This window comes from Devosia sp. ZB163 (genome assembly GCF_028613635.1).
Taxonomy (GTDB): Bacteria; Pseudomonadota; Alphaproteobacteria; order Rhizobiales; family Devosiaceae; genus Devosia_A.
Map to the genome: position 1 here is coordinate 524,007 of NZ_JAQRMY010000004.1, position 11,950 is coordinate 535,956.

An 11,950-nucleotide genomic window follows, 5' to 3' on the forward strand; every position below is an offset into this window, starting at 1 on the left:
CGTCCATCTCCTTGCGGGTGCCCCCCGCAGGATGGCGCGGGATATGACGGCCACGCGCCGCTGGATCAAGTGGACTCGTGGTACGGAAATGGCTCCGGCTGCGCCAACGATGGGAGGTCGCTGCATGCCTGAGACTTCAGCCGGCATCGTTTTGCATCGCCTCGGCGCGAGGGGGCGGGAGGTGCTGCTTGTCCATCCGGGGGGACCGTTCTGGGCCGGGAAGGATGTTGCGGCATGGTCCATTCCCAAGGGACTGATCGAGGCTGACGAGGATCGGGCGGCGGCGGCGAGGCGGGAGTTTGCCGAGGAGGTTGGGGTGCTTCCTGATGGTCCGCTCGTGCCGCTCGGGGAGTTTCGCATCTCTGGCAGCAAGATGCTGATTGCTTTCGCTCTCGAAGGAGACTTCGACCCGGCCAACCTTACCTCGAACACGTTCGAACTCGAATGGCCGCCCCAGTCGGGGCATCGCCAGAGCTTTCCCGAAGTCGATCGGGCGGAGTGGTTCAGCCTGGATGAAGCGCGAGGCAAGCTCCACAAGGGTCAGCAACCGCTGGTGGATGCACTGGTTGGCCTTCTCGGGTAGTGGATTTGCGCCGTGTGTGGTGGCAAGAGGGCCGACACGGAGGGCGTGATCATGCGGATAGCGGTGACGGGGACACACGGGAGCGGGAAGACCACGCTCATCGAGGATTTCTGCATCGCAAACCCGCACTACGAGCACGTTGCGGAGCCCTATTGGCTGTTGGCGCAGCAGGGGGTGGTGTTCGCTGACGGGCCATCGGTGGCGGACCTCGAGGAGCAACTGAAGCAGAGCTGTTCGCTGATCCTCGAGACGAGCGAGACGAATGTGGTCTTCGACCGGTGTCCGCTGGATTTCCTCGCATATCTCGACGTGGTCAGCGCAGGGGAAGGCTTTGAGTGGAGCCCGGATGGCAAGCTTCTCGTGCGCATCGAGAAGGCACTCGCAAGCCTCGATCGAGTGGTGTTCGTTCCGCTGAGGCGACCCGACGACATAACGGTTTCGATCGAGTTCCCCAAGCTCAGGCTGCGGGTGGATGCGCGGCTCAAGACGATGCTCCGCGAAGATGACCTGGGGCTTCTGGTCGATGGCCCGCAGGTCGTCGAGGTAGCGGGAGCTCGGCAGGAGCGGGTGGCGCGCCTTGGCCAGCTCGGCATCGGCTGATACCCGGCTTAGGGAACGGCGATCAGGAGCAGGAAGGCGACGAAGACGACGAGGTGGACCGCGCCGGTGAGGACCGTGGTTCGGCCGGTTCCGAAGCTGACGATGCTGATGGCGAGTGCGAGGACCAGCAGCACCATGTCGCCCGCCTTGAGACCAAGCGTCAGTTCGCTGCCGGTGAGGAGGCTGACGGCGGCCACGACCGGAATGGTCAGCCCGATGGTGGCGCAGGCTGAACCCAGCGCGATGTTGATGGCGCGCTGAAGGTCGTTGCCGAGAGCCGCGCGAACCGCCGACACCATCTCGGGCATGAGCACCAGAGTCGCAATGAAGGCGCCGATGATCGCATCGAGCTGTCGAATGTGAAGGGCCTCGAGATTGGTTTCGAGGCCGGCGGCCAGGTGCTCGGCAAGCAGGACGATGCCGATCAGCCCGGCCATGAGCAGCGCAAAGCTCGCCACGAGGCCGCGGCCGGGGGGAACCGGCTCTTCGACTTGGGGGCTGGTCCGCTCTTCGACGAAGTCGTCGCGATGGCGCGTCATCTGCGCGAGGATGAACGTGCCATAGAGAAGCAGGCAGAGGAGGCTGACGAAGACGAGTTGCAGGGTGGAATAGGTCCCGGTGCCGGTCAGCGTGAAATTGGGCATGATCAGGGTCAACGCCGACAGGGCCATGACTACGGCGAGCAGAGCGCTCGTCCCCTGGCGTTTCAGCTCCTGGTGCCCGTGCAGCCAGCCGCCGAGGGTAAGGCAGAGGCCGATGACGCCGCCGCAGACGATCATTACGGTCGAGAACACCGACTCGCGTGCGAGGGTGGGGTTTGGTTCACCGTGCAGCATCACGGCGACGATCACCGATACCTCGATGGCTGTGACGGCGAAGGTGAGGACCAGCGTGCCGTAGGGTTCGCCGACCCTGTGGGCGATTGCCTCGGCGTGGCGCAGTGCGACGAAGACGGTCCAGAACACGAGGCCGAGGAGCGCAATGCCCTGCACGGCTTCAACGGCCAGTGGCGAGTGCATTCCGCCGGCGTCGAGGACCTGGAAGACGATACCGACGCAAAGCGCCACGACCGGCAGGATGACCCCGGCGTCGCGGAACCAGGGCGCCGGTTGTTTGATGCTGCTGGCGCTCGTCATGTCGTTCCTCGGACTGGAACTTCGGGCAACATCGTCAATGCAGGTGGCGCTCAGTTTCGGTTAGGCCCAAGGCTCACTGCAAGTACCGGCGAGGCGCTATGGCGTGCGGCGTCAGTCCGGCGCGTCAGCGAAGACGAGCGGTTCGGTGGACTTGCTGAAGGTCTCGAGCTTTTGCGATTTCTGATCTTCGGAGAGACCGGATTCGGCGGCGACCGTCTGGCAGTAGCTGGCGACTAGGTTGTCGAGGATGATGTCCTCGGGGACGCCGGCCTGCTTGAGATCGAAGATGGCGGCCTCGACGGCATTGGGCGCCTGAAGGTCGATGCCGGGCGTCAGCACCTTGGCGACGCTCGCCGAGGTTGCGGCGTTGTCGATCTGTGCCGGGATCGGGCATTCGAGGGCGAGGGCCGGCGCGGCCAGGGTGAGCAAGGCAAGTCCGGCTAGGGGCAGGGGGCGCATCATGGCTCGTCTCCTACGGCCGCCTCTGGCGGACCGGCGCTGGTGGGCTGGCCGAGTGAACAGCGAAAGCGTTGATCGTTCGCGGTGCGGGAGGGAGCAACTGATAGTCGAATGCCGAGCTTGATTTAGGCGAATTGTGGCGGGCCGCTCCATGCATGTGTCCCCGGGTCGATCCCCGGGGATGACGGCGGATGAAGGGTGAGCGGTGCGTGGGCCTGGGTCCTGTGCATTGCGATTCGCCCAAGGGGTGATGCCCGGACGCGAAAAGGCCACGGACCGGTGTCGGTCCGTGGCCTCAAAGAGCAGGTGCGCTGTGGCGCGAGGCTTAGAGCAGCGACAGGTTGGTCGCCGAGACCTTGCCGTCACGGCCGGTCTGGAGCTCGTAGCTCACCTTCTGGCCCTCGTTGAGGGTCGACAGGCCCGAGCGCTCTACGGCGCTGATGTGGACGAATGCGTCCTTGCTGCCATCGTTGGGCTGGATGAAGCCGAAACCCTTGGTGGTGTTGAAGAACTTGACGGTGCCTTCGATCATGTGAGGCGCCTTTCCTGATATGTGGGTCGCAAACGCGACACCCGTTCCCAACTGGCAACATGCCAGCCCGGCCTAAACGTTCACGATATCAAGGAGTTCCGCGGGCCAGGGCCCAAAGGTATCGAGTGACAGCGAAGCGTATTTCTGTCTTTGGCCAGCTCTTGCGCCAATTGCAAGGCAAATCTACCGCTTGCGGCCCGATGGCGCAGCCGCGGACGATGCTCAGCGGGTATCGGAGCGACGCCGGCGACGCCGCGGAGTCCAGCCGGGAGGGGGCGGTGGCGGCACGAATGTGTTCGCGGCGTCGAACTCCTTCTGCCGGCGGCGCAGGTAGGCCCCGAGCCAGGCGCCGGCAGCGGCGAGGGCCGTCGGCAGGATCAGCATCGCCAGACCGTATCCGTCCATCACGTTGAACCAGCCGCCCAGCCAGGCCACGAAGAGTTGCATGGCGCAGACAGTGACGGCGAGCGCGTAACTGTGCGTGGCAAGAAAGCCGCAGAACAGACAGGCCGCAGCGATTTGCAGTGCGTTGACCCAGAAGTACATGATTGCCCCCTAGGGCATCGTTACTCAGTGAGAGGGGAGCTCGCAAGATTGTTTCAAAACAACCGCTGAATACGCAAATGTGGCCGTCGCGAGTGACCGCATCCGGCGCGAAGCGGACGGAGAGGTGCGGATTTCCTTGAAGCGGCTATCAGGTCGCCCGCCGGATGTCCTTCTTCAGGGCTGCGATGCGGAAGATGGCGTTGGCGGCGCCGTAGCCTCGGTAGCCGCGTCTCTCGATGACTTCGAAGAAGAAGCCCTCGCCGAAGGTCGTGCTGTAGAGCTGCAGGTACTCGCCGTGATCATCGCGGTCGTAGAGGATGTTGTGCGATCGCAGCCGCTCGGTGAACTCGGGCTCGAGGCCGAAGCGAGCCTCTACGTCGTCGTAGTAGTTGGGCGATATCCGCAGCGACCGGAAGCCGTTTGCCTCGAGCGCAGTTGCGCTGGCGAAGATGTCGCTGCTGGCGAAGGCGATGTGCTGGACTGCCGAACCTAGCTTCTCGGCCAGGAAGTGGCCGGCAAGCGTGGCGTTGTTCTCGGCCCCGTTCATGGTGATGCGAAGGGTCCCGGACGCGTTCTCGATCACCTGGCTGCGGACGACGCCGGAGGGATCCACGATGTCCACTACCGGGGTTTTGTCAGCTCGGAAGATGGAAGTGTAGAACAGCAGCCATGTCGGCATCTGGTCGTACGGGACGGTCTGCGCCAGGTGATCGACGCTCTTCAGGCCTGCCGGTCGGGGCAGCTCCTCGAAGTCGAGGCCGATCGGATCGAAGTCGATCTGGTGGAAGCGACCCAGGTTGCTGGCGTCATCGACGAGGTAGATCAGGCTTCCGCCGATGCCGCGAATTGCGGGAATTTCCAGTTCACCGGGGGCGACGGGTTGCCTGAACGGCTCGGCGCCGAGCGCAAGTGCCCGTGCCAAGGCAGCATTGGCATCGTCGACGACGAGGGCGACGGCGTAAGCCGACGTTCCGTGCGCCTTGAAAGCCGCATGGGCATAGCCGGAGCTCTCGGTGTTGATGATGATCCGGATATCGCCCTGCTGGAAGAGGGCGACCTTCTTAGAACGGTGCTCGGCGAGCCTCGTGAAGCCCAGAGTCGTCAGCAGCACGCCGAGGTTGAGCGCATCGGCCTCGTCGGCGGAGAACTCCACGAACGCAACGCCCTTAACGTCGATACGGTCCGGGATCGCTTCGATCTGCGAGGTTCCAGCCCCCGTCAGGCGGCGGACGCGGTCGCCGAGGTAGATAAGGGAGCGATGACCGTCCGCCGCAATGGATTGCGCGGAGCCGCCGCGGAACTGGTCGTTGAAGATCTCGAGCGAGAAATAGCCGTCATAGCCGGTGTCGGCCACGGCCGCGGTGAAGTCGACCACGGGCAGGTCGCCCTCGCCGGGCATGTTGCGGAAGTGGCGACTCCAGTACAGCAGGTCCATGTCGATCTGGGGGGCATCGGCCAGTTGGACGATGAAGAGCTTCTCCTTGGGGATCGAGCGGATCGAGTTGATGTCGATGCGGCGAGACAGACTGTGGAAACTGTCGAGCACGAGGCCGATGGCCGGATGGTCGGCCCGGCGCACGATCTCCCAGGCGTCGCGGTGATCGTTGATGTGCTTGCCCCATGCCAGGGCTTCGTAGCCGACGCGCAAGCCGCGCTTCTGGGCGCGTTCGCCGAGTTCCCTGAAGTCGTCGGCCGCCCTATCGATGCCGCCGAGCGCCAGGGTCGAGACGTTCGAGCACACGAGAAGCAGGTCGGTGCCCAGTTCCTGCATGATGTCGAACTTGCGTTCCGCTCGATCGAAGGTCCTCTGCCGGTGCGAGGCCGGCATGCCCTCGAAGTCGCGGAACGGCTGGAACAGGCTGATCTCCAGCCCGCTGTCGCGAACCATCCTGCCGACGTCTGCCGGGCTGCCGTCGAAGGCGAGGAAATCGTTCTCGAATATCTCGACGCCATTGAAGCCGGCCCGGGCGATGGCCGAGAGCTTGTCGGGGAGTTCGCCACTGATCGAGACCGTGGCAATCGAGGTCTTCATCGTCCCCTCCGATAAACGAACTAGTTCGTACATAATCGGTAGAGGCCGATCGGGTTGCGGTCAAGTCGACCGTGCCGGGGCTATTCCTTGGGCAGCTTCTCCGGTCGCACGACGTAGCGCAGCACCATGTCGACCGAGTTGCGCTTCAGCGAGGCCTGGGCTTTGGCGGTACTGAGGTCGCGGCCGAAGAGCTTTGAGAACGTGGCGCGGTTCGAGACATTGAAGAAGCACAGCGCGCTCACCTGCCAGTGCAACTCGATCGGGTCGAGCCCGGTGCGGAACAGCCCCTCCTTGACCCCGCGCTCGTAGAGCGCCTCGATCGTGCCGATGGCGGTGACGTTGAGCTGGCGGATGACCTTCGACTTCTCGAGATACTCGGCGTGGTGGATGTTCTCGATCATCACCATGCGGATGAAATCCTCATGCTTGTGGTGATGGTCGAAGGTGAACTCCACCAGCCTGCGCAAGGCATCGAGCGGCGACAGCCCGTCGATATCGAGCTTGGCCTCGCCTTCGCGCACCTTGCGATAGGCGTTCTCGAGCACGGCGAGGTAGAGCCCCTCCTTGTCCCCGAAGTAGTAGTAGATCATCCGCTTGGACGAACGAGTGCGCGCGGCGATCTCGTCAATGCGCGCGCCCGACAGGCCGTTCAGCGCGAACTCCTCCGAGGCGACCTCGATGATGTTGTGGCGCGTGCCTTCGGGGTCCTGAGTGCGCACCTGCGCCTTGTCCGCCTGCGCTTCGGATCCTGCCGTCTTGGCCGCCATGCGTCCTGCTCCCCGTCCCTCCCGGGGGAGAGATTGACTAAACTAACCAGTTCGTACATCTATGTATGCGTACGTGACGCGACCATTATCGGCGGGCTGGGGCGAATGACAAGAGACGCCGCCGGTTGTGCAGGGTTCGTTCGTGGCGGCTTGGAGACGATCGTGACTGCAGCCAGTGTCGAGTCCGCCCGCCGGTACCTTGCCGGAGCGGTTGCGGCGCGCCGGAAGGATGTCGCCGGACTGGAGCGCAAGCTCGTCGTGGGACTCGTCGGCCGCGGCATCCAGGCTTCGCGAACGCCGCGCATGCACGAGCTGGAGGGCGGCCGGATCGGGCTGGACTACGCCTACCTGCTGATCGATTTCGATACGCTGGGTCTCGCCGATTCCGATCTCGCCGCGATCATCGAAACTGCCGAGGCGCTCGGCTTTGCCGGCCTCAACGTCACCTTTCCATTCAAGCAGGCCATTCTGCCGCTGCTCGATGACCTGGCGCCGGAAGCCGCCGCCATCGGCGCGGTCAACACGGTGGTGCTGTCGCGCGGCCGGCGCACCGGCCACAACACCGACTGCTGGGGCTTTGCCGAGAGCTTTCGCGAGGGGCTCGCCGGGGTCGACCTCGACACTGTCGTGCAGTTCGGGGCAGGCGGAGCAGGGGCAGCCGTGGGGCATGCGCTGCTTTCGCTGGGCGTGAAGCAACTGACGCTCTGCGAGACCGACATCGCCAGGGCGCGGCAACTCGCCGAACGCCTTTCGGAGCGCTTCGCCGTCTCCGTCCTGACCGAACCGGATGTGGTGCGGGCGCTGGGGCAGGCGTCCGGCATCGTCAACACCACGCCCGTCGGCATGGACAAGTTCCCCGGCCTGCCGTTCGACGAGGCCATGCTGCGGCCGGACCACTGGATCGCCGAGATCATCTACTTCCCGCCCGAAACCCCACTGCTGCGCCGGGCAGGTGCGCTGGGCTGCCGAACCCTCGCCGGCACCGGAATGGCCGTCTACCAAGCTGTGAAGGCCTTCGAGCTCTTCACCGGCATTCCACCCGACCGCGCCGCGATGACCGAGCACTTCCGCACCGCGGCCTGACCCTCAGCCGGTGATCGTCCCCGAGGCGGTGATGTGGTCGATGCCCTTGTTCACGTGCGCCTCGAGGAGCCGCTGGGCCGTCCCGGCATCGCGGGCGAGGGCCGCCTGCAGCAGGGCTAGGTGATCGTCGGCCACCGGCTGCCCGCGAAAGCTGCCGGCCAGCATGTGATAGCGCACGAAGCGATCGAACACCGTGGTGTGCAGGGCCATGAGCGAGCGCGAGCCGCAGGCCGAGATCAGAGCCTCGTGGAAACTGCGGTCGTAGAGGATCCACTCCGGTGTCCGGTTGCTCTCGCCGGCCAGCAGGCGTTTCTCGATGGCGGCCAGCTTGTGGTGGGCGGCAACGACACGCCCCTCCCATTCGAGGTCGCCGTTCCCGAGCGACAGCCCGAGCGCGTGGCTCTCGAGCAGGAGCCGCAGTGCGCCCAGTTCCCTCAGGTCCGATAGCGTCGCCGGCGCCACCTCGAACCCGCGCTGTCCTTCGGCCACGACGAAGGATTCGCTGGCGAGCCGGGTCAGGACCTCGCGTAGTGTTCCGACGCCGACCTCGTAACGCTGCTTCAGCCTGTCGAGCGTCAGCCGGTCGCCGGGGCGGAGCACGCCGTGGATGATCTCGCCGCGGATGGTGCGGAAGGTGCTCTCGCCAATGGTGTCGCTGGTGCTCTCGGTCATCTGTCGGATTAAATCAGGATTATCGGATAAACGTCATATTGACGGAGTAGGGAGTTCGTGTCCACTCTGCGATCGAAGAAGACCAGTCGAAACGCCGTTGCCGTCGATTGACATGTACGAACCGTTTCGTACAAAGTGAGCGGGCCTTGGCGGACGGCAAGATCCGGGAAGGCGAGGGAGTGCCCGCCATGCGGGCTCATGGGGCCGAGGGGCCCAATGTGGAGGATGACATGGATTTCCGTATCAAGCGGCGGGCCACCCTGTTCGGCGCGGTGGCGCTGCTCGCGGCCACCTCGTTCGTGCCTGCCTTCGCGCAGGACAAGCCGGTGCTGCGCTTCTCGGCCGTGTTCTCGGAGCAGGACATCCGCGCCGAGATGATGAAGCAGTTCGGCGAGGGCGTCGCCGGCTTCGCGACCCTCGAGCCCTACTATGGCGGCAACCTGTTCAAGCAGGGCACCGAGCTCGTCGCGCTGCAGCGCGGCAACCTGGAGATGGGCAATATCGCCCCGCAGGACGTCTCGAACCAGATTCCGGCCTGGTCGGTACTGACCTCGGGCTACCTGTTCCGGGATGCGGCCCACCTCCGTGCCTTCTTTGACAGTGAAGTCGGAGCCGAGTTCAAGAAGATGGCCGAGGACCAGCTCGGCATCCGCATTCTCGGGCCCACCTATTTCGGTATCCGCCAGGTCGGCCTTCGCGGCGACAAGGCCATCAAGACCCCGGCCGACATGGCGGGCATCAAGCTGCGCATGCCGGGTGGTGACGCCTGGCAGTTCCTCGGCACCGCGCTCGGCGCCAACCCGACGCCGATGGCCTATGCCGAGGTCTACACGGGGCTGCAGACCGGCGCCATCGACGGCCAGGACAACCCGCTGCCCAACGTCGAGAACATGAAGTTCTACGAAGTGATGGACCAGATCGTCCTGACCTCGCACCTCGTGGGCTACGACCTGCTGGTCATCTCCAAGGCCGCCTGGGACAAGCTGGCGCCCGCCGACCAGGAGGCGCTGCAGGCGGCCGCCACGGCGGCCATCGACTTCAGCCAGGACAAGCACGTTGCCCGCGAGGCCGAGCTGCTCGAGAAGTTCAAGGCCGACGGCCTCAACATCTACGAGCCCGATGTCGCTTCCTTCCGCGCCAATGCGCAGAAGCTCTACCTCGAGTCCGAGCTCGCCAAGAGCTGGCCCGAGGGGGTGCTCGACAAGATCAACGCGCTTTAAGCTCCCAGTGCAGGCGGCGCCGAGTGGTGCCGCCTGACCATAGACCGCGGGGGAGGGACGATGTCTTCACGCCTTCAGCAGATCGGCGCGTGGCTGCATGCGCGTGCAGAGAACCTGCTCGCCGCGATGCTGGCGACCATGTTCGTCGTCTTCATCATCCAGATCGTCTTCCGCTACCTGCTCAACTTTCCCATCGGCTGGACGCACGAGATCTCCGTCATCATGTGGGTCTGGCTGGTGCTGTTCGGCACCGCCTTCGTCGTGCGCGAGTACGAGGAGATCCGCTTCGATCTGCTCTATGCGACGGTGAGCGAGCGGACGCGGCGCATTATGGTGGTCGTATGCGCGGCGACCGTCGTGTTCTTCTTCACGATCTCGCTGCCGGCCGTGCTCGACTATATCGGGTTCATGAAGGTGGAGCGCACCGCCTACCTCAAGATCCGCTTCGACTGGCTCTACTCGATCTACGGCCTGTTCGCCGTCGCCGTGATCGTCCGTCAGCTCTGGCTCGGCTACCACGCCATCTGGGGCAGGCCGGCTGAAGAAATCGACGTCACCAAGATCAAGTCGGGGTTCTAGCCGTGTCGCTGGCCTTCGCCCTCTCGCTCGGGCTCATCACCGTGCTCGCCTTCATGGGCCTGCCCATGGGCGTGTCCATGATCACCGGCTCCATCCTCTACCTGCTGATGCGCGGGCAGGACATGGGCATCGTCGCCGAGCAGCTGCTCAACGGCATGTACACAAACTACATCATGCTGGCCGTGCCACTGTTCATCCTCGCCGCCGAGATCATGAATTCGGGGTCCCTGTCGGAGCGGCTGCTCAACTGGTGCAACGCCGTCGTCGGGCGCTTCCGCGGCGGGCTGGCCCAGGTCAACATCCTGCAATCGATCGTCTTCGCCGGCATGAGCGGTTCGGCCATCGCCGACGCCGCCGGCTCGGGCAAGATGATGCAGTACATGATGACCAAGGACGGCAAGTACACCCCGAGCTACGCCGCCGCGCTGACCGCCGCGACGGCGGTGATCGGGCCGATCATCCCACCCTCGATCCCGATGGTGCTCTACGCGCTCGTCGCCGATACCTCGATCGGCTACCTGTTCCTCGGCGGCGTCGTGCCGGGCCTGCTGATGGCCGGCGTGATGATGCTGCAGGTCGCGGTGACGGCGCGGCTGAAGAACTTTCCCGTCGAAGAGCCCGTGCCGCTGCGCCGGCTCCCGAAGATGACCTGGGACGCGCTGCCGGTGCTGCTCATGCCGGCGGTGCTGATGTTCGGCATCTATGGCGGCATCACCACGCCGACGGAAGCCGCGGCCGTTGCCGCGTTCTATGCGCTGATCGTGTCGGTGGTCGTCTATCGCGCCGTAAAGGCGCCCGACCTCTATCGCTCGGTGCTGCTCAGCGCCAAGACCACGGCGTCGATCGGCATGCTGATCGCCGGTGCGCTGGTGTTCAACTACGTCGTGACCATCGAGAACATCCCGCGCACCATCAGCGCGACACTGCTCGCCTGGGACCTCGATCCGGTGACGTTCCTGATCGCGGTCAACATCCTGCTGCTGCTGATCGGGTGCGTCCTTGAAGGAACGACCATCCTCCTCGTCATCGTGCCGGTGCTGATCCCGACCGCGCAGGCGCTCGGCATCGACATGGTGCATTTCGGCGTGGTCGTCGTGGTCAACATCATGCTCGGGCTGATCACGCCGCCCTATGGACTGCTGCTCTTCATCATGACGCGAATAGCCGGCACGCCGATGCGGGCGCTGGTGCGCGACGTGGCGCCGTTCCTCGTCGGCCTGCTCGTCGCGCTGTTCGTCTTCACCTTCGTGCCCGACACGGTGCTCTGGCTGCCCAAGATGTTCGGCTACGTCAGCCCGAGTGTCGTGCCATGAAGCCGATCTACATCCTCAACGGCCCCAACCTGAACCGGCTGGGCAAGCGCGAACCCGAGATCTACGGCACCACCACGCTGGCCGAGGTCGAGGCCATGTGCCGCGACGTGGCGGGCGCGCATCCGGTGGCGTTCCACCAGACCAACAGCGAGGAGAGGCTGATCGAACTCGTGCACGAGGCGATCGACGAAGGGGCGGGGATCATCATCAACCCGGCCGCCTTCACCTTCACCTCGCTGGCGCTGCTCGATGCGCTGAAGATGTTTCCCGGCCCGATCATCGAGCTCCATATCTCGAACATCCACCGGCGCGAGCCGATCTACCATCGCTCCTACGTCTCGATGGTCGCGACCTCGGTGATGGCCGGGTTCGGTGCCGCCGGCTATCCGATCGCGGTGCGCGCCATGCTGGCGCGGCTGGCAGCCTGA

Annotated in this window: 14 protein-coding genes; 7 read left to right on the forward strand and 7 right to left on the reverse strand. The window is 64.8% G+C overall.

The genetic code is table 11. The annotated features are described in order from the left end of the window. Positions 1 to 43: 43 nt before the first annotated feature. On the forward strand, positions 44 to 583 hold the full coding sequence (locus PRN20_RS20845) for an NUDIX domain-containing protein (protein ID WP_337956273.1): 540 nt from the start codon (positions 44 to 46) through the stop codon (positions 581 to 583). 51 nt (positions 584 to 634) lie between these two features. Then, complete coding sequence (locus PRN20_RS20850) at positions 635 to 1,183, forward strand: AAA family ATPase (protein ID WP_273959562.1); 549 nt, start codon at positions 635 to 637, stop codon at positions 1,181 to 1,183. Positions 1,184 to 1,191: 8 nt separating this feature from the next. On the opposite strand, the gene PRN20_RS20855 is transcribed toward PRN20_RS20850, so the two are convergent. The 6 genes from PRN20_RS20855 to PRN20_RS20880 all read right to left on the reverse strand — a co-directional run bounded on the left by PRN20_RS20855 (position 1,192) and on the right by PRN20_RS20880 (position 6,655). Beyond that, positions 1,192 to 2,319 carry a calcium:proton antiporter gene (locus PRN20_RS20855; protein ID WP_273959563.1) on the reverse strand — a complete coding sequence of 376 codons (1,128 nt, stop codon included), beginning with the start codon at positions 2,317 to 2,319 and terminating at the stop codon, positions 1,192 to 1,194. A gap of 111 nt (positions 2,320 to 2,430) precedes the next feature. Further along, positions 2,431 to 2,781: a hypothetical protein gene (locus tag PRN20_RS20860; protein ID WP_273959564.1), complete on the reverse strand. Its 351-nt coding sequence runs from the start codon at positions 2,779 to 2,781 to the stop codon at positions 2,431 to 2,433. Positions 2,782 to 3,103: 322 nt separating this feature from the next. Beyond that, positions 3,104 to 3,310: a cold-shock protein gene (locus tag PRN20_RS20865; protein WP_273959565.1), complete on the reverse strand. Its 207-nt coding sequence runs from the start codon at positions 3,308 to 3,310 to the stop codon at positions 3,104 to 3,106. Positions 3,311 to 3,532: 222 nt separating this feature from the next. After that, entirely contained in the window at positions 3,533 to 3,856 is a 324-nt protein-coding gene (locus PRN20_RS20870; RefSeq protein WP_273959566.1) for a hypothetical protein, read from the reverse strand. A gap of 148 nt (positions 3,857 to 4,004) precedes the next feature. After that, positions 4,005 to 5,888, reverse strand: coding sequence for a bifunctional sugar phosphate isomerase/epimerase/4-hydroxyphenylpyruvate dioxygenase family protein (locus PRN20_RS20875; RefSeq protein WP_273959567.1), 1,884 nt, complete (start codon positions 5,886 to 5,888; stop codon positions 4,005 to 4,007). Positions 5,889 to 5,968: 80 nt separating this feature from the next. Next, positions 5,969 to 6,655 carry a TetR/AcrR family transcriptional regulator gene (locus PRN20_RS20880; RefSeq protein ID WP_273959568.1) on the reverse strand — a complete coding sequence of 229 codons (687 nt, stop codon included), beginning with the start codon at positions 6,653 to 6,655 and terminating at the stop codon, positions 5,969 to 5,971. A gap of 162 nt (positions 6,656 to 6,817) precedes the next feature. On the opposite strand from PRN20_RS20880, the gene PRN20_RS20885 reads away from it, so the two are divergent. Then, the gene (locus tag PRN20_RS20885; RefSeq protein ID WP_337956274.1) at positions 6,818 to 7,738 is read left to right on the forward strand and encodes a shikimate dehydrogenase; all 921 of its coding nucleotides are present in this window, start codon (positions 6,818 to 6,820) and stop codon (positions 7,736 to 7,738) included. 3 nt (positions 7,739 to 7,741) lie between these two features. Here PRN20_RS20885 and PRN20_RS20890 read toward each other — a convergent pair whose 3' ends face one another. Further along, entirely contained in the window at positions 7,742 to 8,419 is a 678-nt protein-coding gene (locus tag PRN20_RS20890) for a GntR family transcriptional regulator (RefSeq protein ID WP_443112602.1), read from the reverse strand. A 221-nt stretch (positions 8,420 to 8,640) separates the two neighbouring features. Between PRN20_RS20890 and dctP the strand changes: the two genes are divergently transcribed. The 4 genes from dctP to PRN20_RS20910 are packed head-to-tail and all read left to right on the forward strand — an operon-like array spanning position 8,641 to position 11,950. Then, positions 8,641 to 9,630, forward strand: coding sequence for a TRAP transporter substrate-binding protein DctP (dctP, locus tag PRN20_RS20895; protein ID WP_273959570.1), 990 nt, complete (start codon positions 8,641 to 8,643; stop codon positions 9,628 to 9,630). Positions 9,631 to 9,690: 60 nt separating this feature from the next. Then, entirely contained in the window at positions 9,691 to 10,209 is a 519-nt protein-coding gene (locus PRN20_RS20900) for a TRAP transporter small permease (protein WP_273959571.1), read from the forward strand. A 2-nt stretch (positions 10,210 to 10,211) separates the two neighbouring features. Continuing rightward, positions 10,212 to 11,522 (forward strand): TRAP transporter large permease, encoded by a 1,311-nt coding sequence (locus tag PRN20_RS20905; protein WP_273959572.1) that lies wholly within the window; start codon positions 10,212 to 10,214, stop codon positions 11,520 to 11,522. Further along, positions 11,519 to 11,950, forward strand: a complete 432-nt coding sequence (locus tag PRN20_RS20910) for a type II 3-dehydroquinate dehydratase (protein WP_273959573.1) — start codon at positions 11,519 to 11,521, stop codon at positions 11,948 to 11,950. The genes PRN20_RS20905 and PRN20_RS20910 overlap by 4 nt, the downstream gene beginning before the upstream one ends.

Bases quoted from the DNA above. Each gene is read 5' to 3' on its own strand.
- PRN20_RS20845 (WP_337956273.1), top strand. From the start codon at position 44: ATGACGGCCACGCGCCGCTGGATCAAGTGGACTCGTGGTACGGAAATG.
- PRN20_RS20850 (WP_273959562.1), top strand. From the start codon at position 635: ATGCGGATAGCGGTGACGGGGACACACGGGAGCGGGAAGACCACGCTC.
- PRN20_RS20855 (WP_273959563.1), bottom strand. From the start codon at position 2,319: ATGACGAGCGCCAGCAGCATCAAACAACCGGCGCCCTGGTTCCGCGAC.
- PRN20_RS20860 (WP_273959564.1), bottom strand. From the start codon at position 2,781: ATGATGCGCCCCCTGCCCCTAGCCGGACTTGCCTTGCTCACCCTGGCC.
- PRN20_RS20865 (WP_273959565.1), bottom strand. From the start codon at position 3,310: ATGATCGAAGGCACCGTCAAGTTCTTCAACACCACCAAGGGTTTCGGC.
- PRN20_RS20870 (WP_273959566.1), bottom strand. From the start codon at position 3,856: ATGTACTTCTGGGTCAACGCACTGCAAATCGCTGCGGCCTGTCTGTTC.
- PRN20_RS20875 (WP_273959567.1), bottom strand. From the start codon at position 5,888: ATGAAGACCTCGATTGCCACGGTCTCGATCAGTGGCGAACTCCCCGAC.
- PRN20_RS20880 (WP_273959568.1), bottom strand. From the start codon at position 6,655: ATGGCGGCCAAGACGGCAGGATCCGAAGCGCAGGCGGACAAGGCGCAG.
- dctP (WP_273959570.1), top strand. From the start codon at position 8,641: ATGGATTTCCGTATCAAGCGGCGGGCCACCCTGTTCGGCGCGGTGGCG.
- PRN20_RS20900 (WP_273959571.1), top strand. From the start codon at position 9,691: ATGTCTTCACGCCTTCAGCAGATCGGCGCGTGGCTGCATGCGCGTGCA.
- PRN20_RS20910 (WP_273959573.1), top strand. From the start codon at position 11,519: ATGAAGCCGATCTACATCCTCAACGGCCCCAACCTGAACCGGCTGGGC.